This is a genomic window from Azonexus hydrophilus (assembly GCF_905120355.1).
Classification (GTDB): Bacteria; Pseudomonadota; Gammaproteobacteria; order Burkholderiales; family Rhodocyclaceae; genus Azonexus.
This window is the reverse complement of record NZ_CAJHOB010000019.1, coordinates 1-23,859: the sequence shown is the minus strand read 5'-3', so window position 1 is coordinate 23,859 and position 23,859 is coordinate 1. Positions and strand designations below refer to the sequence as shown.

Below are 23,859 nucleotides of genomic sequence, written 5' to 3'. Positions count from 1 at the left end.
TCTCCTGCAGTGTGTGTAGGGTTAGGCGCGAACGTGGCCGTCGCCGAGGACGATCCACTTCTGGCTGGTCAGTCCTTCCAGGCCGACCGGGCCGCGAGCGTGAATCTTGTCGGTGGAGATGCCAATCTCTGCACCCAGGCCATATTCAAAACCATCGGCGAAGCGGGTTGAGGCATTGATCATCACCGATGAAGAATCGACCTCGCGCAGGAAACGCATGGCGCTGGGGTGATGCTCGGTCACGATGGCTTCCGAATGGTGTGATGAATACTGGTTGATGTGGGCGATGGCCTCGTCCAGTCCGGCCACGATCTTGACGGAAATGATGGGGGCCAGATATTCGGTGAGGAAGTCTTCTTCCGTGGCCGGCACGGCATTCTCGATCAGGGCGCAGGTTTCGGCGCAGCCGCGGATTTCGACGCCTTTTTCCGTCAGCATGGCGGCGAGTGCGGGCAGTTGTTTGGCGGCGACCGGGCGGGCAACAAGCAGCGACTCGGCGGTGTTGCAGGTGCCGTAGCGCTGGGTTTTGGCGTTTTCGAGAATCTTCAGGGCCTTGGCCGGGTCGGCAGCGCTGTCGATGTAAATATGGCAGTTGCCGTCCAGGTGCTGGATCATCGGGACGCGGGCTTCGGCCAGCAGGCGTGCAATCAGGCCCTTGCCTCCGCGTGGAACGATGACGTCGACGAATTCGCGCAGGGTGATCAGCTCGCCGACGGCGGCACGGTCAGTGGTGTCGACGACCTGAACCGCTTCCGCCGGCAGATCGGCGGCGGCAAGCGATTCCTGGATCAGGCGGGCGATGGCGCGATTGCAGTGAATGGCCTCCGAGCCACCGCGCAGGATGGCGGCGTTGCCTGACTTGAGGCATAGCGCTGCGGCATCGGCGGTGACGTTGGGGCGAGCTTCGTAGATGATGCCGATCACGCCCAGCGGGACCCGCATCTTGCCCACCTGAATGCCCGAGGGGCGATATTTCATGTCGCTGATTTCGCCGATGGGGTCGGGCAGGCGCGCGACCTGTTCGACGCCTTCGGCCATTTGCTCAACGCCTTTTTCGGAGAGGGTGAGACGGTCCAGCAGGGCAGTTTCCAGGCCGTTGGCACGGGCTGCGGCCAGGTCTTCGGCATTGGCAGCGAGCAGCGTGGCGCGTTCGCGGCGGATGGCGTCAGCCAGGTGTTGCAGGGCGGCATTCTTCTCCGCGGTGCTTGCCGCGGCCAGGCGGCGTGACGCCTGGCGGGCCTGCTGGCCCAGCGTGCGCATGTAATCCTGAATAGTCATGATCGGCATCAAATTTTGCAAAAGGGCATTATAGCCAGACATCGACGGGGAACTTCGTGTGAAAACCAAACTCTTAGCCCCCATAATGACAGGGGTTTTTGTCGAGGGCGACATGAGTGAGAAAGCGGCTGGAAAAATGGCTGACAAGTTGATACTCCCCACCGAGGTCAAGGTCTGTGCGACCTGCAGCTACTGGGATGGCGAACGCCAGGTGGATGAGGAAATGAAACTGGTCGTGGTCGATTGCGAATGCGAAGGCGAGTGCCTGGTGCAGGAAGCTGCGCGCGCCGGCCTGCGCCCGGCCAAACATGCGGACGAATGTTTGTGGGAAAACCTGGAACCGGATACGTAAGTGCTGTGAGTGCTTGCTGAGGTATGACTCAGTGGCCGCTGCGTGCTGTCCCGCGCTGGGCGCAAAGGCCGGTGCCCAGGCGCTGGAAAGCTTCCCACGGATCACCACGGCCGATGCCCTTGATCAGCCGGTCGATGTCGCCAGCGCGGCGCAGCGCATTTTCCAGGGTCCGGCGCGACAGGCGCTGGACGGCCTTTTTCAGTCCCAGCTGGCGGGCGCCCCAGGCTTTTGCTTCCTTCAGCAACAGTTCGAGCGGTCGTCCGGCATCCAGTCCCTGACGCAGCGTGGCCAGCGTGCGGATTTCCTCGCTCATCGCCCATAGCACCAGGGGTGGCGCTTCACCTTCCTGGCGCAGGCCTTCCAGGGTACGGCTGAGGCGTCCGATATCGCCGGCGAGCAGCGCTTCGCGCAGACTGTCGATGCTGTAACGGGCAACGTTGAGGACGGCGTCGCGAATCTGCGTCAGGCTGAGCTTTCCGGCGGGGTACAGCAACCCCAGTTTCTGGATTTCCTGGTGTGCTGCCAGCAGATTGCCTTCCACCCGTTCGGCGATGAATTTCAGGCCGTCCAGTTCGGCGCTTTGCTGCTGGCGGCGCAGGCGCCCGGCAATCCAGTTCGGTAGCTCGGCCAGCGGTGGCGCGTTCAGTTTGAGTGCGACGCCAGCTTGCTGCAGGGCGGTGTACCAGGCCGCCTTCTCTTCCCGCCAGTCCAGTTCCGGCAAGGTGACGAGCAGCAGGTTGTCGGGTGACAGGCGCTTGCACCACTCCTGTAGTGCAGCACTGCCTTCTTTGCCCGGTTTGCCGTTGGGGATGCGCAGATCAATCAGTTTGCGGTCACCGAAGAGCGAGAGATTGCCGCCGGCAGCCAGCAGCTGCCCCCAGTCGAAGCCGGGTAGCACAGTCAGCACTTCACGTTCGCTGTAACCGGCGCAGCGGGCGCTTTGCCGGATGGCATCGGCGGCTTCCAGCACCAGGAGCGGTTCATCTCCGTGCAGGAGATAGAGCGCGGCCAAGCCGCGTTCCAGATGGGCCGGCAGTTGTTCGGCTTTGAGCAGCATCAGTCGTCGTCTTCGACGCTGGGGTCTTTCGGCTTGATGCGGCTCAGACGGCGCATGATCTGGTTGACCAGGTCGTTGGTCATGTCGCGCCAGAGCAGGTTTTCTTCCATGCTTTTGGACAGGACCTGCGAATCATCGTAGGTCATGTCGCGGTTCATGGAGATCTCCTGCGGCGCGACAATTTCCCGGCCCTGCGCATCGACCAGGCGGAAACGGTAGCGCATCTGCAGGCGGTATTCGCGTACCCGGCCGCGGGCGTCGATACTGAGAATGCTCTTGTCGCGGCTGTCGGAAAGTTGCTGGAAGGTGACCGTGGCGGTCTTGGCGTCGTCGCTCACCGTCGTGTTGGTGCTGCCGCGCAGATAACGCTCCAGCCACACCCGTACTTCCGCGGTTTCCGGCAGGGCGATGTACATCGAGGCATAGGGCAGATCGCTGCCGGCCGAGCCCCGCAGATGGAAGCCGCAGGCCGCCAGGGTGGCGGTCAGCAGGACGATGAGCAGCGAACGTACAGCCATGGCATTTTCCTCAGACGACGATATTGACCAGGCGGCCTGGTACCACGACTACTTTCTTGGCTGCCTTGCCTTCCATGAACTTGCTGGCGGCTTCACAGGCCAGGGCCAGTGCTTCGATGCTGGCCTTGTCAGCCGTGGCGGCGACCCGGATGCTGCCGCGCAGCTTGCCGTTGACCTGCACCATCAGTTCGATCTCGTCCTGCTTCAAAGCGGCGGGGTCGGGTTGCGGGAATGCTGCTTGCACCGCATCGGCGCCCGGCTTGAGGGCGCTGTAGAGGGCTTGCCCGATATGCGGCACGATGGGGAACAGCGCCAGCACGGCGCTTTCCAGCACCTCCTGGGCCAGGGCGCGGCCGGCGGCATCAGCGAGCTCGGTCTTGTCGTAGGCGTTGAGCAGTTCCATCACGGCGGCAATGGCGGTGTTGAACTGCTTGCGCCGGCCATAGTCGTCAGCCACCTTGCCCAGAGTCTGGTGCAGCTTGCGGCGCAGATCGAGTTGCCCTGCGTTCAGGCCGTCGCCGCTGGTTGAGGCTGCCGTGATGCCGGTTTGTACGTGAGTGTGCACCAGCTTCCATAGCCGGCGCAGGAAGCGGAAGGCGCCTTCGACGCCAGCATCGGACCATTCCAGCGACTGGTCCGGGGGCGAAGCGAACATGATGAACAGGCGCGCCGTATCGGCGCCGTATTGGTCGATCAGGGCCTGCGGATCGACGCCGTTGTTCTTCGACTTTGACATCTTCTCGGTGCCGCCGATGACCACCGGCTGGCCGTCGGCGCGCAAGGTGGCGCCGGTTGGGCGACCCTTCTCGTCGGTGACGACATCGACGTCGGCCGGGTTGATCCATTGCTTCTTGCCACCGTCGAGTTCGCGGTAGAAGGTCGGCGCAACGACCATGCCCTGCGTCAGCAGGTTGGCGAACGGTTCGCCGAGGTCGCCGATCAGGCCGACATCGCGCATCAGCTTGGTGAAGAAACGCGAGTACAGGAGGTGCAGGATGGCGTGCTCGATGCCGCCGATGTACTGGTCGATGCCGCCCTTGCACCAGTAGGCGACGCGCTCGTCGACCATCGCCGTGGCGTTGTCCGGGCAGGCGTAGCGCAGGAAGTACCAGGACGACTCGAAGAAGGTGTCCATGGTGTCGGTTTCACGGCGGGCATCGCCACCGCACTTCGGACACTTGCACTCGTAGAACTCGGGCATCTTGGCCAGAGGCGAACCGGCGCCGGTGATCTCGACGTTTTCCGGCAACACGACGGGCAACTGGTCATCCGGCACCGGCACGTCGCCACAGGTCTTGCAGTGGATGATCGGGATCGGGCAACCCCAGTAACGCTGCCGGCTGATGCCCCAGTCGCGCAGGCGGAACTGGGTCTTCTTTTCGCCGAGGTTTTTGGCGGCGAGGTCGGCGGCGATGGCGTCGACGGCGGCTTCGTAACCGAGGCCGTCGTACTTGCCGGAATTGACCAGCTTGCCCTTGATCTTGTCGGCGTACCACTCGGCCCATTGCTGGTTGCTGAAGCTTTCGCCGTCGACGGCGACGACCTGCTTGATCGGCAAGTTGTATTTCAGGGCAAAGGCGAAATCGCGCTCGTCGTGCGCCGGCACGGCCATCACGGCGCCGTCGCCGTAGCTCATCAGCACGTAGTTGCCGACCCAAACTTCAACTTTTTCGCCGGTCAGCGGGTGGCTGACGTAGATGCCGGTCGGCATGCCCTTCTTTTCCATCGTCGCAATGTCGGCTTCGGCAACGCCGCCCTTCTTGCATTCCTCGATGAAGGCGGCCAGTTCCGGATTGTTGGCGGCGGCGCGGGTGGCCAGCGGGTGTTCGGCGGCGACGGCGACGAAGGTGACGCCCATGATGGTGTCGGCGCGGGTGGTGAATACCCACAGCTTCTCTTCAGGATTTTCTGCGAGCGGGAAGGCGAAACGGACGCCGGTGCTCTTGCCGATCCAGTTCTTCTGCATCAGCCGCACCTGTTCCGGCCAGCCCGGGAGGTTGTCGAGCTCAGACAGCAGTTCCTCGGCATAGGCGGTGATCTTCATGTAGTACATGGGGATCTCGCGCTTCTCGATCAGTGCGCCAGAGCGCCAGCCGCGGCCGTCGATGACCTGTTCGTTGGCGAGCACGGTGTGGTCGACCGGGTCCCAGTTCACGGTGCCGAGCTTCTTGTACACCAGGCCCTTTTCGTAGAGGCGGGTGAACAGCCACTGCTCCCAGCGGTAGTACTCGGGCGTGCAGGTGGCGAATTCGCGCTGCCAGTCGATGGCAAAACCCAGCGCCTTGAGCTGGGTTTTCATGTAATCGATATTGGAATAGGTCCAGCCCGCCGGCGGCACGTTGTTCTGCAGCGCGGCGTTTTCGGCCGGCATGCCGAAGGCGTCCCAGCCCATCGGTTGCAGCACGTTGTAGCCCTGCATCTTGTGGAAGCGCGAGAGCACGTCGCCGATGGTGTAGTTGCGCACGTGGCCCATGTGCAGCTTGCCCGACGGATAGGGGAACATCGACAGGCAGTAGTACTTGGGTTTGGCGTTTTGGCCACTGAGGTCTTCGATGGCGCGGGCGGCGCCGCTGTTGTCCCAGTGCTGCTGCGCGGCGCGTTCGATATCGGCGGGGGTGTATTTTTCCTGCATGGTGGGCATGGCTGAAAGCTGCGTCAAATAAACGGCAGATTATAGCGGTTGCCCGCACCACCGGCGCCGCTTCTGCGGCATGGGCCGTTTTATGGGGTGTGCGACCAGTATTTGAGCAGGTTCGGGAGTTGCTGTTCCAGCAGTGCACGTTGGCCGGCGATCCAGGTGTGGGCCAGCGGCGAATCGTGCTTCCGGGCCCGCAGCAGTTGCCGGGCGACGACCAGATCGTTGTACTGCCCGAGTTCTTGCAGCAAGGTTTTCACGAGTGCCCGGTCTGCGGGTTTGGCCGGGGCGGAGGCTGCGGGCGTCACAGGCTCGGCGATTGGCGTGGCGAGCAGGTCGCGGCTGAACTGCAGCGCCTTCAGGCGGCGGCGCAAGCGGTGCAAGGCACGCGGAGCGTTGGCTGGTGTTTGCGCCGCCAGTGTCTGGCTTTCATGCCGCCATTCCTGCCAGCGTTGCCAGCTGAAATGGCACAGGTCGGTCGTTTCCGGCAGGTTGAGGGCATGCGTGGCGGCAGTGAAATCGAGCAGCAGCCGACCATAGGCGGCACTGTTGCAGTGCTGGCGGATTTCTTTGCGGCCGGCGGCGGCTTCCTGTTGGGCCAGTTTGCGCAGTGCGCGCAGCTCGGGATGGTGGGGGAGGGCGCGGAGCATGGGTGGTAGTGTGTCGTGCAGGAAGACATCCCAGTCCCGGGTATGCCCCAGCAGTCGCGACAGTTTTCGCCAGCGCGGTGCAAATTGCGCGCTGTAGTCGGCCGGTAGAAGGGGCGAGAAAAAAGCCAGGGCACTACGCAGGCGGCGCAGGGCAAGGCGTGACTGGTGCAGATACTCCGGATCCTTGTGCTGGAGCAGGCCGCTTTCGTTGCGCTGCAGATGTTCCACTTGTGCCAGCAGCAGCTGGCGCAGGGCGTGCCCGGGGGCGTCGGTGGTGTTCAGTTGTGGTGGCGGGGCAAGCGTCGGGGCTGCAGGAGCCGCGAGATAACACTGGTAGCCGCGCTCGGCTTTGCTTGGCAAGGCCGGTATCAGGGCTAACCGGCGTTGCAGGGTATGGCAGAGGGTGAATAAGTGCTCCATGCTGCCGGAGAGTAATTCAAGCTCGATTTCGCATATTTTTTCTGCGTTTTTTGTTCCGTGTTTATCACCAGGGGTGCCGGCGCGGATGTGGCCCAGGTCAATGGCGACCTCAATGCGCGCATCGCCTTCGTTCACGATCCAGGTCTGCCGTTCGAAATCGGTGCTGAATATCGGGCGCAGCGTCGGCCGTATCTGGTCGAGAAACTGGCGCAATTGCGGATCGCTCACCAGGGAAAAATCAAAGACCCCGGGCGTCGCGGCTTCTTCCCACTCCTGGCGGATGGAGAGTCCGCCGCTGGCGGGGGCGGATGATTTGACGGTGAGCAGGGTGCTGCCGTTTTTCTGCCGCAGGCGCACGGCGATGCGCCGCTGATGCAGAGCAAGTTCGGCATTGTCGTAATAGGTGTTGCGCAGCAGCTGCGTGCGGGCCGCATTGCGTGGCAGGCGTGGGTGGGCGTACAGCTGCGGCAGATCACGACGGGCGAAGCGCAGCTTGAGTTCGATTTCCTGGGACATGGCGGCGAAAACAGGGGTCAGTTGCGTGACACGGCAGGGCCGGTGGCACCGTCGAAGCCCAGTGCGGGCAGGGTGGCGAGCTCTTCGGCACTGTTTACGCCTTCGGCAATGACGGTCAGGCCGATGCCATGCGCGATGTTGCACAGGCCTTTGAGGAAGGCCTGGTTGCCGTTGTCACCGTGAATGTTGCGGATGAAACTGCCGTCCACCTTGAGGTAATCGAGGCCGATGTCGTGCAGACGGCCGATCTGGCTGAATTGCCGGCCGAAATGCTCGATGCCCAGGCGGCAACCGAGAGGGCGCAACGCCAGTGAAAAGGCCAGGAAAGCGTCAAAATACTGGAAGGCGCCGCTTTCTGCGACTTCCAGCCAGAGTTTGCCCGCCAGCTCGCGCCGCTGTTGCAGGAGGCTGAGCAGGCGGGGCGTGAAGTCCGGCACGATCAGGGAGGCGCCGGCCAGGTTGACTGCCACTGCCGGCAGGCCGGAGGCGAGACGATCGAGTGCCAGCTTGACGGCGGCGAGGTCGAGTTCGCTGGTCATGGACAGGCGCGAGGCGACCGGCATGAAGCTGCCGGCATTGATCCAGTCGCCGCTTTCTTCTGCCTGCAGGCGAAGCGGGCATTCGAGGTGGAGCAGGAGGCCGTTGCTGTCCGCGACGGGAAATTCGATCAGGCGCAGGCGCTGATCCTTGAGGGCGTCGGTCAGGATGCTGCGCCAGTCGGCTTGTGTGCTGGCGCTACAGTGGCTTTGCTCGGCAACGTGCTGTGCCGCCAGCGGACCCTGCAATTCGGCGGCAGCCAGGGCCGCGTCGACGCGCGCCAGCAGTTGCGGTACGGGTTCGTTGTGCTGATAGACGCTGCTGCCCAAGTGGCCGATGGCGTTTTCGGGTAGCAGCTGGGCTGCAACCAGGCTCTGCAGTGCCGCCAGCAGTTGCTGGCAGGCGGGTTGGGGATCGTTCTGGCCAGGCAACAGCAGACTGAAATCCGCGCCGTTGAGGCGCGCTGCTTCGGCGCCGGGATTTTTTTCAGCCAGTTCGCGCAGCGCTGCACCGGTGCGGCGCAAGACTTCATCGGCCGTTTCCCGCCCGGCACAGCGATTGATGCCGGCGAGGTCGGCCAGACGCAACATGATCAGACTGCCGCGGGTGGGCGCATCTTCGTCATTCAAGGCAATGGCGAGACGGTTCATGAAATAGGCGCGATTGGCCAGGCCGGTCAAGGGGTCGAGCGTAGCTTCGCGGCGGACCTGCTCAAGGCGGCTGGCTTCTTCCTCAAACATGGCCTTGACCCGCCCGACCATCACGTTCATCGCACGGGCGAGGCTTTTCAACTCGGGTGTCGCGGGTTCCTCGATGCGGATGAAACGTCGCTCGCTGATGGCCCTGGCCTGTCCGACCACTGCGTCAAGCGGGCGTTTGATGCGGCGCAGGATCTGCATGCCGAGGAAACCTGCCAGCACGCCTCCCAGGCTGAACCACATGAGCAGCCGCCAGCCGCCCTGCCATAACTCGCGATAGGCAAAACGGTTGTGACTGACCAGTTCGACCGTGCCGAACTGGGTCCAGCCGGTGGAGATCTGGGCGCTCCCGGGGCGCGAGGCAATCGGGAACAGGCGGGCAAACCAGGCTGGCACGTCGTCGCTGACGGCGGGAGATGTTTTCTTAATCAGGGTCAGACCTTCCGGATCGCGGACCTGGATGCGTGCGTACTGGCCGCTGTCGAACAACGCGGCCACTTGCAGTTCGAGGGTCACCGGGTCTTTTTCCATCTGCGACATGGAGAGCGCCAGTGAGGCGGCGTTGTCGTTGTTCTTGATCGCCAGTTGTTCTTCCAGATACTGACGGGCGGTCATCATGCTGACGGCAAAACTGCCGACAAAGGCGATCAGGGTGCTGACGATGACGGCGAGCCAGAGTTGTCGAAACAGGGACATGCGTGTTACCTCACTGGAAACCTTCGCTACGGGCGCGGATAAGTAAGTCTTGCCAACGGGACAGGTTGCTCTGGCTGCTCTGGTTGCCGGTGCCACGCCACAGCCCTGCGCTGTTGAAGCTGAATACAGGGGAAAGGTCGCTGCGCCGCGAGGCGGGCAGGATTTGTTTGTTCAAGTTGTCCAGGACCAATGGGTCGGCATTGGGTTGAGGGTAATACGCCAGGACCATATGCGCTTGTTGTTGCAGCATGCCGTCCACGCCGCGCAGCTTGGCGCGGACGTACACCAGGCGCAGCTTGTTTACCGGAACGCCGAGGGCCAGCAGGGAAAAGTATTTGGCGATGGTGAAGTCTTCGCAATCACCGCGTCCTTGCGCCATGCTTTCGAGTGGTGTGGCCCAGTAATCGCTTTGCCCCCAGACCGAGAAATCGTCATCGAAGGCCAGGCGCTGATTGAAGAAATCATTGACCCGGCGGATACGTTCACTTTCCGGGGCGCCCTGGATGCGCCCCAGCAGCAGCTGCCAGTCGTTGAAAATGGCTTCGCCCGCCCCGCTGAAGCGCGTCTGCAACTCCTGCTGCAGACGCTGAAAATCCAGACCTAGTGCGAGGTTTTGCCCCAGCCAGAAGAGCAGCGCACAAGCCGCAAGAACCAACCGGGGGGTCATTGCCGGGGCTTATCCAGCCAGAGCCGGGTTGAGGGTGTATGTGCCAGTCAGGCTAGCCTGGGCCAGGATGTGTCCGGAGAGCGCGGCCAGCACTTCCGGTCCGCCGAAACGGCCTTCGAGCGGCAGACGTTCGATATCCAGGGCGTAGAGGGTGAATACATAGTGGTGCACGATTTCATCGTTCCAGGGCGGGCAGGGGCCGTCGTAACCGTAATAATCGCCCTTCATGTCATGGTCGCCGGCGAACCAGTCGGTGTAATTATTGACGCCCTGGCGGGCGCCGTGCGGTGCTTGCGGCCCGTTCTTGCCGCGCGGGGTGACTTCGCGGCTGAATTCGCCTTCGGCGATGGCAGTGATGCTGGCGGGCAGATCGATCAGCACCCAATGGTAGAAATCGACCCGTGGTAGCGAGGCTGGCACGACGCGGTCGGGCTGGTTGACATCGTCGCCCTGGCTGGGAACGTCCCGGTCGTGGCAAATGAGCACGAAGGAGCGGGTGCCGGCAGGAGCATCCTGCCAGCGCAGTTCGGGATTGAGGTTGCGCCCCAGGCAGACATGGCGGGTCGGGTCGGGCAGGCAAAAAGCGAAATCGGCGGGAATGGTCTGGCCGTCGTTAAAGCGTGGGCAGCTCAGTTGCATTGTTGTGGTCTCCTCTCAGGTGGCGGCTTGCCGCCGGAAGTCGCGCAGGCGGAAGCCGCACAGCCATAGTGTAGCGAAATACACCGCCCCGCCAAGGCCCACCAGTGCGGAAAGATGCAAAATGCGTTGGCCCAGGCCGGTGGTCAGCCAGTACGCATCCGGGCCGCTGGCAAACCACAGTGCTGCACCCATGGCGGCAAGGGCGACGCCCAGGCGCAGATAAAAACCCAGCCAGCCGGCCTGCGGTTGGTAAATACCACTGCGGCGCAGACCACGATAGAGCAGTCCTGCGTTGAGACAGGCCGCCAGACCAATCGACAAGGCCAGGCCTGCGTGTGCGATCCAGCCGATGAAGGCGAGATTCATGAGCTGGGTGGCTGCCAGCGAAATCAAGGCAATCTTTACCGGGGTGCGAATGTTCTGACGGGCGTAAAAGCCAGGGGCCAGTACCTTGACCAGAATCAGTCCGGTCAGGCCGACGGCGTAAGCCATGAGCGCCAGGCGGGTCTGGCTGACGTCGGTGGCAGTAAATGCGCCGTGAAAGAACAGCGTGCTGATCAATGGAACCGCAAGTAGTGCCAGTGCCAGCGCTGCCGGCGCCGCCAATAGGAAACACAGACGCAAGCCCCAGTCGAGCAGGCGGGAATAATCAGCCTGATCTTCCCGGGCGAAAGCACGGGACAGGGAAGGCAGCAGGATCGTACCCAGGGCGGCGCCCAGCATGCCGGACGGGAATTCCATCAGGCGGTCGGCGTAATACAGCCAGGACACGCTGCCACTTTGCAGAAAAGAGGCAAAAACCGTGTTGATCAGCAGGCTGATCTGCGACACCGAAACCCCCAGCAAGGCGGGTAGCATCAGCGTGGCAACTCGCCGCACGCCAGGATTGGCCCAGGCTGCCCGTACATTCAGTGTGGGGCGCGGCAGCAAGGCCAGGCGTTTCAATGCCGGCAGCTGAATCAGGAGTTGCAGCACCCCGCCAATGAACACCGCCCAGGCCAAAGCCAGCACAGGAGGATCGAAATAGGGAGCAGCCAGCAGCGCCATGGCGATGAAAGACAGGTTGAGCAGCACCGGTGTGAACGCAGGCAGGGCAAAGCGGCTCCAGGTGTTGAGCACACCGCCGGCCAGTGCTACCAGCGACATGAACAGGATGTAGGGGAAGGTGATGCGGGTGAGGGTGACGGTAAGCTCAAACTTGCTGGCCTCGGCCTCGAATCCGGGCGCAGAAATCCAGACCAGCAAGGGCGCGCCGATGATGCCCAGAGCAGTGATTGCAAACAGCGCCAGCGATAGCAGGCTGGTGACATGATCGATCAGGGTGCGCGTATCCTCGATGCTGCGCTGGTTCTTGTATTCCCCCAGAATGGGTACGAATGCCTGCGAAAAAGCGCCTTCGGCAAACATCCGGCGCAGCAGGTTGGGAAGCTTGAAGGCAACAAAAAAAGCATCCGTTGCCAAGCCCGCACCAAAGGTCCGGGCAATCACGAAATCGCGGACAAACCCGAGAATGCGGGAGAGTAAGGTCATGCCACTGACCGTGGCGAGGACGCGTAATAGGTTCATGTCGATCGACTGGGCTGAAAATCCGGTGCGCTGCTTGCTTGAAGGCGAGCACAAAGTTTATAATTCTACGCTTGTTGCCCAGCTAGCCAGCCTGTGGCTGCGACAAGAAGCTGGAAACGTGCCGTTGTAGCTCAGTTGGTAGAGCAACTGATTCGTAATCGGAGCGTTGCTCTAGACAGTCTGGACTACAAGGCAAGCAATACAAGGCTTCGGGAGTGCCAGCGGCGTAGCCGCAGTGACGAACGAACACGGTTTGAACAAGTTTCGGTTTTTGCCGGCATAGCTCAGTTGGTAGAGCAGCGCATTCGTAATGCGAAGGTCGGGGGTTCGACTCCTCTTGCCGGCACCACTTGAAGTAGGAAGGGCAGCTCACGCGAGCTGCCCTTTTTGCTATGGAGGCTCGGCAGCGATGGCAGACAACGGGAACGGTAGCGCGACTCTAGACCCGCAGCTCACGGGCAACGTGGGGCTGTACTACTGCTGCTACCGCCTGTCCCTGCTCGGGTGGAATGTCATGCCGACCGCGCGCAACGCCCGCGGCGTCGACATCATCGCCTATAGCCGCGACGCCTCCCGCTTCGTCGGCGTCCAGGTCAAGGCGCTGAGCAAGCGCAACCCCGTTCCGCTCGGCACGAGCCTCGACAAAATCATGGGCGACTTCTGGGTCATCGTGAACAAGGTCGCCACGCCCACACCATCCGCTTTCATCCTTCTGCCGTCCGAGGTGCGCGAGCGCGCCCACCGGGGCGAGAAGGACGGCCGGGTGTCCTTCTGGCTGCAACCGACCGACTACGAGCAGGACCCGTTCCGCGAGGCTTGGGAGCGCATCGGCCACGGCGGCGTCTGAGAAGGTCTCGCGTCAGCGGCGATTTCTCGTCTTCTTGTCCCTCGGGAACAGTCCTCGGTCCCGCTTCTCCAGATATTCGCCAAAAAGTTCCAGCGGCGGGACACCAAGCGCTTCGGCGAATTCCACCAACTCCACGGCGTCGATCCGACGTTCACCACGCTCGCACTTGGACACGAAGGTCTGGGTGTTTTCAAGGCGCTCGGCCAATTCGACCTGCGACACGCCCACGCGCTTACGGGCCGCCTTGAGGACGGACAGCAAGAGCTGATAGTCGGTGTTGTGGGTCGATTGGGACATCGTGCAGTGACTCGAAGATCAGTGCACGCTAAAGTCCGTGTTGGATTAGTCCAAAATCGACTATTTATTGATAGGAGGATGCATGAAGCGAACAGCGATTCTTTTACTGGCGGTGGTAGTTCTGGCCTGGGTCGGGTCGAAGATGGTTCCACAATCTGAACCCACCTCAGCGGCAGCGCCATCGGCGCAGGCAGCGAAAGCACCACCGCCACCCGAGAGCCCCCTCTCCGCCGCAGAGAAGAAGGCCCAGCAGGAAAAGTGGTTCGGAGCAGAAACGATCGTGGCTGCCCAGCGGGCAGTGAGGGCCTCGCTAAAAGATCCGGATTCGGCGCAGTTCAAGGATGTCTACGCGAACTACACCGAGGAATTCCAGGTGGTCGCCTGCGGCCGGGTCAACTCCAAGAACAGCCTCGGTGGGTACACAGGCTTCAAGCGCTTCGTGTCAAATGGCAAGAGTGCCATCATCGAGGGACGAGACAACGTTGCCGACGCATGGGCTGGGGCATGCCTGTAGCACGCCTCCACGGGCTTAAACGTCCTTTCTAGCTACCCACTGCGTGTGCTCACGAGAGAAGGCATTCTCAGCGTCACCCACAAACAGCGAGAACTTCTCGGGGGTATCAGGGAGCAGGGATTGCTCCTTGATGAGGCCAATCTCGTGGGAGGCAAGCGCATAAGAGGCGGCCAACTCCGAGAACCTCTTGGCCTGCATCCAGCTCAAGACACTGGCCGCCATCGCAACGAACACGTCCGTGGGCCAAAAGGGCTGGTCCACGTAGACCATGCGCAGCACCGCGCAGACTACTGCGATAGTGTTCACACCGATCAGCGCCCAGAAGAAGTGCCGCGACATCCGTCGATTGAACGCGGCCTTCTTCGCATACCAAGTGAGCTGGTCTTTGATTCGGCAGTCCGCGTAGGTTGCTTTGCGCTCTTCCAGCGTGCGGGCGCGCATCTGCTCCATCACCGGCGTGAACTGCTGGCCATCGAGGTGTTCAGTCAGCGACTGGCACACCTCACGGTTCTGCTCGACGATCTGCTTGAGCGTCTGACGAAAGTCGTTGCGGGCGCTCGTATCATCCCCTTGGAACGGCTCTGCTCGGCAGACGTAGCGCCAGGTGATGGTCTTGATCGATTCGGCCACGGCCCTGCCTGCGTACCAGAATCGGTCAGGGCGCATGGCAAACAGGTATATCGAGCAGCCCAACGCACCCAGCAGGGCGAGAAGTTGGGCTGCTGCGACCGACCAATGGGGAATGCTGACGATCGACAGGATCGCAGCAACAACCAGCATCACGAGATGGACGCGCAACGCTCGAAAGAAGTGCTGCTGTGACTTCAGGGACAGGTCATCGGCAGATCGATAGAGTGCGGGGAAGTCTTGCTCCTGCATGCAGCCTGACCCCGTCACTTGTATCCAAGCCGCTGGTAAACCTCGTCCTTATAGTGCCAGTTGCCCTTCGCTTCCATCTTCCAGTTCGCGAGAGCATGCGCAACGATTTTCGGAGAGAACGGAACGAAGATGGCGCCGATGTCCTTGATGATGGGCGGGCACGTAGCATCGACCATCTGACGCGAGCCGTCGAGATTGATTCCGATGATCCGGCAGCCCTTTTCCCGAGCCACCTCCATCTCCCAGCGTACGTACTTGTGCTTGCTGCGAGTGTCTTGACCGATGAGGACTGCAAACGTGCCGGCCATGTCGATGCGCTCGCGACACTTGCGTTTGATGTACGCCTCGTCCTCAGAGTTGATTTCTTGCCCAAGCTGGCAATTGGCGAAGTTGAAATCGATGTGCTCGTTTTCTTTCCAAGCGAGCATCAAGCGGTAGTAGTGAATGTCGGTGCTGCTGAAGCCTACAAAGGTTCTCGGAAGTCCCATTCCCCTATCTCCCTGCGATGGATGATTAATTCGGCATATGTGGGGGACATTATCCGTATTTCAAGGCATTCTCGCTCGATGAGTTCGGCTGCACGGTCTCAACAGGCGGCCCGTGTCGCGTCCGGATGCCTCGGTCTAGGCGCTGAGCTACGCCGAGCCGAATCGGCGTCCTGGACTCACCGGGGCGATGGGCAAAGTGTTGGTATCGACGAGCGACTATCTCGGGCATTATTTGATTCGTCGGCGCCAACAGTCGGCGCTCGGCCTTCGGCGGCCCAAACAGCCGAGACCCGCCCCCGCAGACTGAGGGGAGCGCGCGGGTCCATCTCTGCGACGCACAGCAGGCAGTCCCCATGCAGCAGGTCGCTGCTTGGGGAACTCCAACTGGAGCCGCTGAGATGGCATACGAACCGAAGAAACTCACCCCCGCAGAGCTGGCCGAGCTCCACGCACTCCCCGACGAATCGCTGCTGACCGCCCAAGAGGCTGCCGCCTTCCTGCGCCTCAAGTACGGCACCCTCGCGTGGTATCGCTGCCAGGGCGGCGGCCCCGCGTTCGTCCGCGTCGGGCCGAAGCTGATCCGCTACCGCCTGGGCGACCTGCGCGAATACGCGAAGGGCCAGCCGATGGGCGAAGGCGTCCAGCGCGCGGCCATGGCGATGCTCGCAGCCCGCACCGCCAAAGCGGAGGGCTGACCATGTCCGCAAAAGAAAACGCCCGCGGGCAAGGCGGGCGCAAGGAGTCCTACAGGAGGGAGATGGAGCATGTACAAGCTCACGAGAGCAATCATGCCCCGGCCCAAGCTGGTCTTACGCCATCGTTCGAGGCAGCACGCGCCTACCGCCAAGCCCGCCTGGAGCTGATCCCGCTGAGGGCGCGCGACAAGGTGCCCGCAGACCGTCGCTGGCAGGCCCGCGAGTATGACGACGCGCAGACCCTGGAGCGCGCCCAGCGCGGCGGTCTCAACCTGGGCGTCCGCCTGCCCGCCGACGTGGTCGTGGTGGACGTCGATCCGCGCAACTTTCCCGAGGGCCACGACAGCCTGGCCGAGCTCGCGGCCGCCGTCGGCCTCGACCTCGCGTCGGCTCCCCACGTCATCACCGGCAACCTGGACCAGCCCGGCCACCACTACTACTTCCGCAAGCCCAAGGGCGCGGTCCTGCTGGACAGCGTGGAGGGCTTCGAGGGCGTGGAGTTCAAGTCGCTCGGCCGCCAGGTCGTCGCGGCCGGGTCGGTGCACCCGACGGGCGGGCGCTACGAGTGGGCGCCCGACTCGCCGCCTCTGCCCGAGATGCCCGACCTGCCGCCGAAACTCCTGGAGATGGCGCGCCGCCCCGAGCGCAACACGGCATCGGACGCGGGCGAGATAAGCCCCGAGCAGCTCGCGCGGTCGCTGGAGCACCTCGACCCGACCGAGTTCCGGGACCACGACAAGTGGCGCGAGCTGATGATGGCCTGCCACCACGCGACCGACGGCGAAGGGCGCCAGGAGTTCATCGACTGGAGCACCTCGGACCCGGCATACGCGGACCACGAGTGGCTGGTCGGTCGCCGCTGGGACTCCCTGCACTCCGACCGGGACGACGCAGTCACCATCGCCACCTTGCGCAAGCACCTGATCGAGGCGGGCGCCGACGTGGAGCCCTCGGACCCCGAGGACGACTTCGACGTGTGGGAGGAGGACGCCGAGCCCGCCCAGCCGCAACGTCGCAGGAAGTTCATCACCATGGACGAGTTGGAGGCGCTTCCGCCGCCGAAGTGGCTGATCCCCGGCGTGCTCACCGAGGGTAGTCTTGCGGCGATCTACGGCGCCCCCGAGTCGGGCAAGTCGTTCCTCGCGGTGGACATGTCCATGGCCGTCGCGGGCGGCATGAGCTGGCACGGCCGTACCGTCGAGCGGGGCGCGGTTCTCTACATCGCGGCCGAGGGTGCGCCGGGTCTGGGCAAGCGGGTTCGCGCCTGGAAGGTCGAGCACCGGGCGCAGGGGCGGGAGTTCTCGTTCTGGCTGGACAGGGACGAGCTCAACCTCGCGGCTGAGAAGGACGGCGGCGTGCGCGCCTTCGTGCGGGAGGTCGTCGAGGCGCTCGGCCCGCTCAAGCTGGTCATCATCGATACCCTGAACCAAACGGCGGCAGGCGCCGACGAGAACTCGGCGAAGGACATGGGGCGCTACATCTCCAGCATGAAGCGGCTGAGGGATGAGACGGGGGCGACCGTGGTGGTCGTGCACCACTCGGGCAAGGACCTGAGCAAGGGGATGCGCGGCAGCACCGCCCTGCTCGGAGCGATGGACACCACGATCGAGGTGGAGCGCTCGACCGACGGTCGCTCGCTGGTCGCAGCGGTCAAGAAGCAGAAGGACGCCGAGCGCGAGGTGCCGATGCGCTTCAACCTGGAGAAGGTGGCCGAATCCCTGGTCCTGCGGGCGACCGTGATGGCCGACGCGGCGGGGGAGTTTGACGGCAGGGCGGACCTGACCTTGGAGCTGGCACGCCAGATCGCCGCAGAGCGCGGGGGACGCGTCGCGCTGAAGGAGCTGGCAGAGATTCTCTGCCAGCGGGACGGCGTGTCGGACAAGACGGCGCGGCGCAGGATCGAGGACGCGGTCCCGAAGGGGCGGGACAACGCGAGGGCCTCGGGCGACGGCGGAGTCGTGTGGCAGGAGCCCGCGAACGCTAGCAACCCGAAGCTGGGAATCGACGTCAGGACGGAGGGGTGAGCGCGGCAAGTCGATTGTCACGGGGCACCGAGAATCGAGCTCGATTGTCACGCCCAGTGACAATCAGATTGTCATCGATAGTCGCGTTCGATTGTCACGGCGACAATCTAAGCAGAACAAGGACTTGGGACAAGTTCGGCCACCCGATTGTCAGCTCGATTGTCACTGGCTGGATTGATTGTCACGACGGTCGTCAGTCTATAGACGACGACCGTGACAATCGCGGTGACTATCAAGAACGACGATCGAACAAGGAGGGAAGCGGTGGCCGAAAGCGCCCGACCCTGGCCGTTATGGCCCTCGCGCGCGAGGTGGAACGGAGGCCGACCGGACCCGCTGATCGTTGATTCGCGGGTCGATGCCTCCTAACTGGTTGATCCGCAAGGCGGAACGATGGCGTCCTGCGCACGCCTGACACGACACGATCACGCCGTAAGCCATTTTTTCGGAGACCGGCGATGATCCCCAACAGCTTCACGCCCGAGCGGCGGGAGGTGTTCTTCCAGGTGCTGGAGGACACCTGCTCGCCGAAGCAGGCAGCCGCCGCGGCAGGCATCAGCCGCAATACGGCCTTCTATCACAAGGCCAACGATCACGAGTTCCGCAGCCGCTGGGATAAGGCGGTCGAGGTCGCGCTCGATGCCCTCCTGGACGAGGCGTACCGGCGCGCGGCCCTCGGGTACGACGAGCCTGTCATCCACCAGGGCCGCGTCGCGACCGTGGCCGACCCGGAGACAGGCGAGGAGCGCCCGCTAACCGTCCGCAAGCACAGCGACCGCCTGCTGGAGGTGCTGCTCAAGTTCCGCTACGGCGAACAGATGGCCGACAGGCTCAAGGTCAAGGTCGAGGACACGGGCCTGGACGCCGACGCGCTGCTCAGGATGCCGAGCGAGGAGCGCAAGGCGCTGACCGAGCTCCTGGCGAAGTACAAGAGCAACCGCCGCGAGGAGGACGACGATGAGTGAGAAGCTGACCGTGGCCGAGGCCCTGGCCCGCGCCGAGATGATCGACCGCAGCCTGGACGCCTGGCAGGGGACCGCCCCGCAGGGCATCGAGGAAATGGGAGGGCGTGACGCCCTCGCCGACCGCTGCGAGATGGCCTGCTTCGGCCCCGTGCCGCGCCTGGACCATGACGAGTGGGAGCGCCTGAGCCTGGAGTACGAGGACAGGCGCGCCCACGGAAGCATCAACCGTGGCGAGCGGTAACGGGTACGCGGTCGGCGTCGAGGTGGATGGGGTGCGATACCCCAGCGCCCGCGCCGCCGACCTCGCCCTGGGCCTCCCGCCCAACACAGTCTGCCACCGCGCGCACAGTCGCAACTACCCGACCTACCGCTGGCTGGGCGAGACGCCCGGCAGGCGCCCGGTCAGGCGGCCCGAGGACTGCGCCGTCGGCAGGCCGCTGGCCGAGCCCGAGCGCTGGAACTACGACGGAGGCGCGCGACGCGCTCCCGTGATGGACCCGAACTTCGACCCGCCCCGGCTGGTGCGGCGCGTCGGCTGGCTCCGCTGCATGGCCTGCGGCCGCCCGCACTTCTCCGAGGACGTGGCCCGCGTCCGCCTGTGCTGCACCTGCGGCGGCCTTGGCGGGCTGCCCATCGGCGCCGATCCCGACGGGGACCTCTGATTGGTTGTCGGGACGCCGACGACCGCAAGCCCCTGATCCGCAAGCCGCTGTGATGGCGGCAGCGACACTGGAACACGGCGTGGCAAACGTTGGCTCGCTCCGGGCCGCCCGCACGACACATTGACAGCATCCGGTCGCGCATTGGCGCGTGACCACCCCGAAGGCTCGGGGATGCGCTCGTGGAGGCGACCGGAGGAGACCAACCTCACAGGAGCCAGAAGCCATGACCATCCTCGCAGACGCACCCCTCCTCACGCCCGCCCAGATCGGCGAGCTCGCATCCTCCCTCGACGGCCTGCACGGCCGCGTCCTCAAGGTCATCGACCGCCTGCAGAAGGACGTCGAAGCCCGCAAGAAGGACATCGCCAGCCGCTGGAAGAGTGCCCCCGGCGTCTCGGCTGGCGACCTCGCCCGCTTCGCGCAGAACGAGACCGTGGCCGCCGTCCGCCAGATCAAGGACAACAGCAAGGCCGAGCTCGACAAGATGCTCAAGGAGGCTGGCCCCGCCCACGCCCGCCTGATCGCCCAGCGCCCGTTCTACGACAGTCCCGTCAAGGTGCTGAGCCGCGCCGCCCTCGGCGACACCCGCCGCACCGAGTACCTGAACCAGCTCGCCTACGCCGGCCCCGCCGAGCTCGGCCACATGGCCCAGGTCGCGGTCGCCACCCAGAACGTGCCGCTGGCCGCCGCCGTTCTCTCCCTGCTCGACCGCATGCCCAGCAAGGACCGCCCGGTCGGGCCCGCCGAGCTGGCCCACGCCATGCGCCTGGACGACTTCCTCAAGGTGCAGGAGTACATCAAGCTGGGTGACGTGCGCCTTCAAGGGATTCTCGTCGCCATCCGCACCTGGACCGCCGGCAAGTCCAACCCGCTCGACACCGTGCAGCTCGCCATGCGGGAGCGCGGCATCGACCGCGACCTGATCGGGGGCGGCGATGAATAAGCAGCCCGCCTACGAGGCCAGCCACCCGGTGGCCGTCGCCCTCGGCGGCATGGTCCGCGCCCTGCGCAGCGGCGCAGACCTACTCGAAGCCCTGGCCGAGCAGGCCCGCCGCGTGGGCGTGGCCCCGTACTCGCCCGAGTTCGACGAGGCCGCCGCACTGGCGGGCATGCCCTACAGCCGCGCGTGGGATGCCTACCTCGACCGCGAGACCTGGGCGCAGGCCGAGCGCCAGCCCCTCGCGCACATCCACTGATTGTTTGGTGCCTGCGGCCGGGGTCGGAACAGAGGCCGAGGTGCCCCGGCCGTGCTTCGGAGGGTCGTCCCACAAGGACGGCCCTTCTTTTTCATGCAGTTGCGCGGCGTCGCGCGCCGATCGACAGTCGGAGGGCAACTTTTTGAGGGGGCCCCCGCTCCCGGAACCCCACGAAAGCGACCTAATGCTCCTACGGACCAACCAAATAGGAGAGCACCATGGAACTGCAACAGATGAGCACCAAGTCCCTGCTGGCCCTGCACAACGCCATCGCCGGCGTGCCGGCAGGACCCAAGACCTTCGCGACCAAGGCCAAGCTGATCGCGCGGATCGAGCAGATCGCGGCAGCCGGAAGCATCGACCTCGCGTCGTTCGGGCAAGGCACCGAGCCCGAGGTGACCGAGCATCGCGCACAGCCGCAGGCCGAGGCCGCCGAGACGACCGAGGCCCCGACAGAAACCGAGAAGAAGCCCAGCGGCAAGGGCATCGGCCGCCTCGCCCGCGAGTTCCTGATGGACCCGGCAGGCTACCCCCACGCGCTGATCGCCGAGATGGTCAATGCGCAGATCGAGGGCGCGCAGGCCACGGCCAAGTCAGTCAGGTGGTACGCCCACGACATGCGCAAGAAGGGCATCGAGGTCCCGCCCCGGCAGAAGGTGCACGCCGCCGAGATGAACGAGGAGGAGTCGGCCGAGTGGCTGGCGACCGTGGTCGTGGTCGAGCCCGCACGCACCGATGAGGGCTGAACGTTGCCCGGACGTGTCATTAAAAAGGGCCACCTCGACGGTGGCCCTTTCGTTTCATCGCCTTGGGCGCGACGGCGCCCCGATAGAGGATCAGGCAGCGCTCGGCCGCTTGAAAAGCGACAAGGCAAACTGGAAGCGGCTGGACAGGTGCTCGATGGATTTCCCGAAGTCCTGACCGAGCTTGAACAGCAGGGCGTCGTGCAGATTGTCCCGTGCGCGTCCGATCAAGTCCTCGGCCTGCTGTGCGGGGTCGCTGCGCAGAGCCACGCTGCCGAAACCGCCTGCGTAGTCGGTCAAAGCGTCCAGGAGCCAATCGTTCCCGTAATGGGTCCGCAGCGCGACGTAAGCCTCAAGAGACGGGAAGGGGCAACCCTGGCCCAGCACCAAGTCGCTGGGCTTGGCGTTGAGCGGGTCGTCGTAGGACTCGAATACGGCAGGAGAGCCGACCAGTTCCTCGCACGCCTGGAAAAGATCGTCGGGATCGGTGATGCCCTGCTCGTTCATGATCTTCTCTGCCGCCAAGGCGCGGATACCCGACGCGAATTCAAGCTCCTTACCCAGCAGGACCAGATGCTCACGGATGGCTTCGATAGTGTTGATGGCGTTCATGCTCATTTCTCCAAAAAGTAGGTTGGTGAGACGCTCGGTCGAGGTGGCCTACCTCGGCGAGCGCCTCGTTCAAGTAGCGCGCTGGAGAGGAGTTTCATGCGCCGATCAAGTGCGCGTCCACCAACGTTTGCATCGGCGCGTGCGCGCTACGCTAGGACCAATTCGTTGATTGACGCGGCGTCCGCAGGCGTGGTTGCGAGGCGGGGCGGCCACTGTCCTTCAGTCCATTCGAGGCCAAGGGCGTCGAGCACGTAGGCGCTGGCCTTCTCCTGGTAGCCGCGCAGGTGGTCCAGCGTCGGGTTCAGGTAGCCCATCGTCACGTTGCCCGCGGCGTGGTTCAGCAGGAACTTCAGCTCGGCAATGGGGACGCCCGCCTGCAATGCCAGCGTGGCGTAGGTGTGCCGCAGGGCGTGCCCCGTCAGGCCGTCCAACTCGTGCTGCGCCACCTCGGCGACATGCCCTGACTTCGAGTCGGCGGGGAACAGCCACGGGCTCTTGCGGTGGAGCTTCGGGTTCTCGGCTAGGCGGTGGCCGAGCAGGTCGGCGAGTGGCCCCGACAGCGGCAGGTCGAATGCTCGCGCTGCTCCACCCTTGGGCTTGGGTACGTGCAGGCGACGCGCGCCTAGGTCCAGCTCTGACGCCCGCGCCTCGCAGGCCGAGGTGCGCCGCATCCCCGTCAGGATCATGAACAGGTGCAGGTCGCGCCGCACAGGGTGGAGTCCGAGCACTGCCTTGCCCCACGCCCGCAGGCGCTCGGCCTCGACGTCCACCTTGCGCCGCCGCAGGCCGTGGTAGTCCACGTTCGTGGTCGGGTTCGACGGCAGGTCGGGGTGCTCCCGCAGGCCGCGGTTGTAGACGGCGCGCAGAACGCGGAACACGTTGTCGGCCGAGGGCGCGCCGTGCTTCTCGGTGATCTTGCGGTGGCGCTCGCGCACGCCCGCGCGGTCCGCGCCGAGCTCGGCCAGAGGCTTGTCGAGCCAGTCGGCGAGGTACTGCTCGCAGTTGTAGCGGTAGTCCTCCTTGGTCCTCGGCGACAGGGGCTTGGCCGCCAGGTGCAGGTCGAGCGCGTCGCGCAGTGTGATGCCCCGCGCCCTGGCCTTGCGCCGCTCCTCGTTCGGGTTGGCCCCGCCGCGCATATCGACCAGCGTCTTGCGGGCGGCGTCGCGCGCCTGCTTGGCGTCCATCGCCGGGTGGTCGCCCAGCTTCGTGCGGACCTGCTTGCCGTTGACGAGGGACTGGACGTAGAAGCTGCGCTTCGTGGGCGTGACGATCAGGTAGAACCCGCGCATCTCGCTGTCGGCGTAGAGGACGGACTTGCCCCGCTCGGGGGCTGGTGCCCTCTCGACGAGGGCTTGGGTTATCTTCGACTTCATGTGCTGGCTCCGAGTTACGGGGCCACGGCACGAACACAGTTTTGCACCAAACAGTGCTGTGTTCAGACGTGCCGTCTTTGCCCCTGTAGAGCCATTAAGTCGTGGATTTCCCTTATTGTAAGCGCCCCTGGGCCATCTAATTTCAAATCATGGCAAAGCTCGCGCGCGCCGATTCGTAATCAGTAGGTCGAGTGTTCGATTCACTTCAACGGCACCAACATATTCAAGCACTTAGGCCAATCTTTCGGGGTTGGCCTTTTTGCATTTGTGGGGTCGTGCTCGGAGCAAGTCAAGATAGTTGTCGCCTGATTCATGCGGCGAACCGTGTTTTATTT

The 23,859-nt window shown here is 64.0% G+C and carries 25 protein-coding genes and 2 tRNA genes; 13 read left to right on the top strand and 14 right to left on the bottom strand.

The genetic code is table 11. The features are described 5' to 3' along the window. Window positions 1–21: 21 nt before the first annotated feature. Window positions 22–1,278, bottom strand: coding sequence for a glutamate-5-semialdehyde dehydrogenase (locus JYJ39_RS12850; protein WP_205204868.1), 1,257 nt, complete (start codon window positions 1,276–1,278; stop codon window positions 22–24). A gap of 112 nt (window positions 1,279–1,390) precedes the next feature. On the opposite strand from JYJ39_RS12850, the gene JYJ39_RS12845 reads away from it, so the two are divergent. After that, on the top strand, window positions 1,391–1,630 hold the full coding sequence (locus JYJ39_RS12845) for a hypothetical protein (RefSeq protein WP_240189658.1): 240 nt from the start codon (window positions 1,391–1,393) through the stop codon (window positions 1,628–1,630). 28 nt (window positions 1,631–1,658) lie between these two features. Here the strand turns inward: JYJ39_RS12845 and holA are convergent, their stop codons facing one another. The 8 genes from holA to murJ all read right to left on the bottom strand — a co-directional run bounded on the left by holA (window position 1,659) and on the right by murJ (window position 12,229). Beyond that, window positions 1,659–2,687 carry a DNA polymerase III subunit delta gene (gene holA, locus JYJ39_RS12840; RefSeq protein ID WP_205204837.1) on the bottom strand — a complete coding sequence of 343 codons (1,029 nt, stop codon included), beginning with the start codon at window positions 2,685–2,687 and terminating at the stop codon, window positions 1,659–1,661. After that, window positions 2,687–3,205: an LPS assembly lipoprotein LptE gene (gene lptE, locus JYJ39_RS12835; protein WP_205204836.1), complete on the bottom strand. Its 519-nt coding sequence runs from the start codon at window positions 3,203–3,205 to the stop codon at window positions 2,687–2,689. The genes holA and lptE overlap by 1 nt, the downstream gene beginning before the upstream one ends. Before the next feature lie 10 nt (window positions 3,206–3,215). After that, window positions 3,216–5,837, bottom strand: coding sequence for a leucine--tRNA ligase (leuS, locus tag JYJ39_RS12830; protein ID WP_205204866.1), 2,622 nt, complete (start codon window positions 5,835–5,837; stop codon window positions 3,216–3,218). 89 nt (window positions 5,838–5,926) lie between these two features. Continuing rightward, window positions 5,927–7,426, bottom strand: a complete 1,500-nt coding sequence (locus JYJ39_RS12825; protein ID WP_205204835.1) for a CYTH and CHAD domain-containing protein — start codon at window positions 7,424–7,426, stop codon at window positions 5,927–5,929. 17 nt (window positions 7,427–7,443) lie between these two features. Next, entirely contained in the window at window positions 7,444–9,357 is a 1,914-nt protein-coding gene (locus JYJ39_RS12820) for a bifunctional diguanylate cyclase/phosphodiesterase (protein WP_205204834.1), read from the bottom strand. Window positions 9,358–9,367: 10 nt separating this feature from the next. Then, the gene (locus tag JYJ39_RS12815; protein ID WP_205204833.1) at window positions 9,368–10,024 is read right to left on the bottom strand and encodes a transglutaminase-like cysteine peptidase; all 657 of its coding nucleotides are present in this window, start codon (window positions 10,022–10,024) and stop codon (window positions 9,368–9,370) included. Window positions 10,025–10,033: 9 nt separating this feature from the next. Beyond that, window positions 10,034–10,663 (bottom strand): YbhB/YbcL family Raf kinase inhibitor-like protein, encoded by a 630-nt coding sequence (locus tag JYJ39_RS12810; protein ID WP_205204832.1) that lies wholly within the window; start codon window positions 10,661–10,663, stop codon window positions 10,034–10,036. A 15-nt stretch (window positions 10,664–10,678) separates the two neighbouring features. Then, entirely contained in the window at window positions 10,679–12,229 is a 1,551-nt protein-coding gene (murJ, locus tag JYJ39_RS12805; RefSeq protein ID WP_205204831.1) for a murein biosynthesis integral membrane protein MurJ, read from the bottom strand. A 120-nt stretch (window positions 12,230–12,349) separates the two neighbouring features. On the opposite strand from murJ, the gene JYJ39_RS12800 reads away from it, so the two are divergent. The 3 genes from JYJ39_RS12800 (at window position 12,350) to JYJ39_RS12790 (ending at window position 13,076) form a co-directional block, all read left to right on the top strand. Then, window positions 12,350–12,456: transfer RNA gene (locus tag JYJ39_RS12800), tRNA-Thr, on the top strand. A 46-nt stretch (window positions 12,457–12,502) separates the two neighbouring features. Next, window positions 12,503–12,578, top strand: a tRNA-Thr gene (locus JYJ39_RS12795). Window positions 12,579–12,638: 60 nt separating this feature from the next. Then, window positions 12,639–13,076 carry a hypothetical protein gene (locus tag JYJ39_RS12790; protein WP_109039401.1) on the top strand — a complete coding sequence of 146 codons (438 nt, stop codon included), beginning with the start codon at window positions 12,639–12,641 and terminating at the stop codon, window positions 13,074–13,076. Between the two features lie 12 nt (window positions 13,077–13,088). On the opposite strand, the gene JYJ39_RS12785 is transcribed toward JYJ39_RS12790, so the two are convergent. Next, window positions 13,089–13,373: a helix-turn-helix domain-containing protein gene (locus JYJ39_RS12785; RefSeq protein WP_109039400.1), complete on the bottom strand. Its 285-nt coding sequence runs from the start codon at window positions 13,371–13,373 to the stop codon at window positions 13,089–13,091. Between the two features lie 82 nt (window positions 13,374–13,455). Here JYJ39_RS12785 and JYJ39_RS12780 point away from each other — a divergent pair, with 82 nt between their 5' ends. Continuing rightward, entirely contained in the window at window positions 13,456–13,887 is a 432-nt protein-coding gene (locus JYJ39_RS12780; protein ID WP_109039399.1) for a hypothetical protein, read from the top strand. A gap of 15 nt (window positions 13,888–13,902) precedes the next feature. Here the strand turns inward: JYJ39_RS12780 and JYJ39_RS12775 are convergent, their stop codons facing one another. Together JYJ39_RS12775 and JYJ39_RS12770 are read right to left on the bottom strand one after the other, a co-directional pair. Continuing rightward, complete coding sequence (locus JYJ39_RS12775) at window positions 13,903–14,766, bottom strand: DUF4231 domain-containing protein (RefSeq protein ID WP_109039398.1); 864 nt, start codon at window positions 14,764–14,766, stop codon at window positions 13,903–13,905. A 14-nt stretch (window positions 14,767–14,780) separates the two neighbouring features. Beyond that, window positions 14,781–15,254, bottom strand: coding sequence for a TIR domain-containing protein (locus JYJ39_RS12770; RefSeq protein WP_109039397.1), 474 nt, complete (start codon window positions 15,252–15,254; stop codon window positions 14,781–14,783). A gap of 398 nt (window positions 15,255–15,652) precedes the next feature. Here JYJ39_RS12770 and JYJ39_RS12765 point away from each other — a divergent pair, with 398 nt between their 5' ends. The 8 genes from JYJ39_RS12765 to JYJ39_RS12730 all read left to right on the top strand — a co-directional run bounded on the left by JYJ39_RS12765 (window position 15,653) and on the right by JYJ39_RS12730 (window position 21,542). Continuing rightward, window positions 15,653–15,949: a helix-turn-helix transcriptional regulator gene (locus tag JYJ39_RS12765; RefSeq protein WP_109039396.1), complete on the top strand. Its 297-nt coding sequence runs from the start codon at window positions 15,653–15,655 to the stop codon at window positions 15,947–15,949. A 2-nt stretch (window positions 15,950–15,951) separates the two neighbouring features. Further along, on the top strand, window positions 15,952–17,973 hold the full coding sequence (locus JYJ39_RS12760; protein WP_201262273.1) for an AAA family ATPase: 2,022 nt from the start codon (window positions 15,952–15,954) through the stop codon (window positions 17,971–17,973). A gap of 458 nt (window positions 17,974–18,431) precedes the next feature. Further along, window positions 18,432–18,938 (top strand): hypothetical protein, encoded by a 507-nt coding sequence (locus tag JYJ39_RS12755; protein WP_109039395.1) that lies wholly within the window; start codon window positions 18,432–18,434, stop codon window positions 18,936–18,938. Further along, a complete protein-coding gene (locus JYJ39_RS12750; protein ID WP_109039394.1) occupies window positions 18,931–19,179 on the top strand; it encodes a hypothetical protein in 249 nt (82 codons plus the stop codon). Before JYJ39_RS12755 ends, JYJ39_RS12750 begins: the two co-directional genes overlap by 8 nt. Continuing rightward, window positions 19,166–19,600: a hypothetical protein gene (locus tag JYJ39_RS12745; protein ID WP_109039393.1), complete on the top strand. Its 435-nt coding sequence runs from the start codon at window positions 19,166–19,168 to the stop codon at window positions 19,598–19,600. The genes JYJ39_RS12750 and JYJ39_RS12745 overlap by 14 nt, the downstream gene beginning before the upstream one ends. A gap of 223 nt (window positions 19,601–19,823) precedes the next feature. After that, entirely contained in the window at window positions 19,824–20,543 is a 720-nt protein-coding gene (locus JYJ39_RS12740) for a hypothetical protein (RefSeq protein ID WP_109039392.1), read from the top strand. After that, the gene (locus JYJ39_RS12735; protein ID WP_109039391.1) at window positions 20,536–20,796 is read left to right on the top strand and encodes a hypothetical protein; all 261 of its coding nucleotides are present in this window, start codon (window positions 20,536–20,538) and stop codon (window positions 20,794–20,796) included. Before JYJ39_RS12740 ends, JYJ39_RS12735 begins: the two co-directional genes overlap by 8 nt. Before the next feature lie 218 nt (window positions 20,797–21,014). Further along, on the top strand, window positions 21,015–21,542 hold the full coding sequence (locus tag JYJ39_RS12730; protein ID WP_109039390.1) for a hypothetical protein: 528 nt from the start codon (window positions 21,015–21,017) through the stop codon (window positions 21,540–21,542). Window positions 21,543–21,632: 90 nt separating this feature from the next. On the opposite strand, the gene JYJ39_RS12725 is transcribed toward JYJ39_RS12730, so the two are convergent. Both JYJ39_RS12725 and JYJ39_RS12720 read right to left on the bottom strand, forming a co-directional pair. Beyond that, complete coding sequence (locus tag JYJ39_RS12725; protein WP_133247241.1) at window positions 21,633–22,151, bottom strand: hypothetical protein; 519 nt, start codon at window positions 22,149–22,151, stop codon at window positions 21,633–21,635. Window positions 22,152–22,297: 146 nt separating this feature from the next. Continuing rightward, complete coding sequence (locus JYJ39_RS12720) at window positions 22,298–23,524, bottom strand: tyrosine-type recombinase/integrase (protein WP_109039388.1); 1,227 nt, start codon at window positions 23,522–23,524, stop codon at window positions 22,298–22,300. Window positions 23,525–23,859: the final 335 nt, after the last annotated feature.

Bases quoted from the DNA above. Each gene is read 5' to 3' on its own strand.
- JYJ39_RS12850 (WP_205204868.1), bottom strand. From the start codon at position 1,278: ATGACTATTCAGGATTACATGCGCACGCTGGGCCAGCAGGCCCGCCAG.
- JYJ39_RS12845 (WP_240189658.1), top strand. From the start codon at position 1,391: ATGAGTGAGAAAGCGGCTGGAAAAATGGCTGACAAGTTGATACTCCCC.
- holA (WP_205204837.1), bottom strand. From the start codon at position 2,687: ATGCTGCTCAAAGCCGAACAACTGCCGGCCCATCTGGAACGCGGCTTG.
- lptE (WP_205204836.1), bottom strand. From the start codon at position 3,205: ATGGCTGTACGTTCGCTGCTCATCGTCCTGCTGACCGCCACCCTGGCG.
- leuS (WP_205204866.1), bottom strand. From the start codon at position 5,837: ATGCAGGAAAAATACACCCCCGCCGATATCGAACGCGCCGCGCAGCAG.
- JYJ39_RS12825 (WP_205204835.1), bottom strand. From the start codon at position 7,426: ATGTCCCAGGAAATCGAACTCAAGCTGCGCTTCGCCCGTCGTGATCTG.
- JYJ39_RS12820 (WP_205204834.1), bottom strand. From the start codon at position 9,357: ATGTCCCTGTTTCGACAACTCTGGCTCGCCGTCATCGTCAGCACCCTG.
- JYJ39_RS12815 (WP_205204833.1), bottom strand. From the start codon at position 10,024: ATGACCCCCCGGTTGGTTCTTGCGGCTTGTGCGCTGCTCTTCTGGCTG.
- JYJ39_RS12810 (WP_205204832.1), bottom strand. From the start codon at position 10,663: ATGCAACTGAGCTGCCCACGCTTTAACGACGGCCAGACCATTCCCGCC.
- murJ (WP_205204831.1), bottom strand. From the start codon at position 12,229: ATGAACCTATTACGCGTCCTCGCCACGGTCAGTGGCATGACCTTACTC.
- JYJ39_RS12790 (WP_109039401.1), top strand. From the start codon at position 12,639: ATGGCAGACAACGGGAACGGTAGCGCGACTCTAGACCCGCAGCTCACG.
- JYJ39_RS12785 (WP_109039400.1), bottom strand. From the start codon at position 13,373: ATGTCCCAATCGACCCACAACACCGACTATCAGCTCTTGCTGTCCGTC.
- JYJ39_RS12780 (WP_109039399.1), top strand. From the start codon at position 13,456: ATGAAGCGAACAGCGATTCTTTTACTGGCGGTGGTAGTTCTGGCCTGG.
- JYJ39_RS12775 (WP_109039398.1), bottom strand. From the start codon at position 14,766: ATGCAGGAGCAAGACTTCCCCGCACTCTATCGATCTGCCGATGACCTG.
- JYJ39_RS12770 (WP_109039397.1), bottom strand. From the start codon at position 15,254: ATGGGACTTCCGAGAACCTTTGTAGGCTTCAGCAGCACCGACATTCAC.
- JYJ39_RS12765 (WP_109039396.1), top strand. From the start codon at position 15,653: ATGGCATACGAACCGAAGAAACTCACCCCCGCAGAGCTGGCCGAGCTC.
- JYJ39_RS12760 (WP_201262273.1), top strand. From the start codon at position 15,952: ATGTCCGCAAAAGAAAACGCCCGCGGGCAAGGCGGGCGCAAGGAGTCC.
- JYJ39_RS12755 (WP_109039395.1), top strand. From the start codon at position 18,432: ATGATCCCCAACAGCTTCACGCCCGAGCGGCGGGAGGTGTTCTTCCAG.
- JYJ39_RS12750 (WP_109039394.1), top strand. From the start codon at position 18,931: ATGAGTGAGAAGCTGACCGTGGCCGAGGCCCTGGCCCGCGCCGAGATG.
- JYJ39_RS12740 (WP_109039392.1), top strand. From the start codon at position 19,824: ATGACCATCCTCGCAGACGCACCCCTCCTCACGCCCGCCCAGATCGGC.
- JYJ39_RS12735 (WP_109039391.1), top strand. From the start codon at position 20,536: ATGAATAAGCAGCCCGCCTACGAGGCCAGCCACCCGGTGGCCGTCGCC.
- JYJ39_RS12730 (WP_109039390.1), top strand. From the start codon at position 21,015: ATGGAACTGCAACAGATGAGCACCAAGTCCCTGCTGGCCCTGCACAAC.
- JYJ39_RS12725 (WP_133247241.1), bottom strand. From the start codon at position 22,151: ATGAACGCCATCAACACTATCGAAGCCATCCGTGAGCATCTGGTCCTG.
- JYJ39_RS12720 (WP_109039388.1), bottom strand. From the start codon at position 23,524: ATGAAGTCGAAGATAACCCAAGCCCTCGTCGAGAGGGCACCAGCCCCC.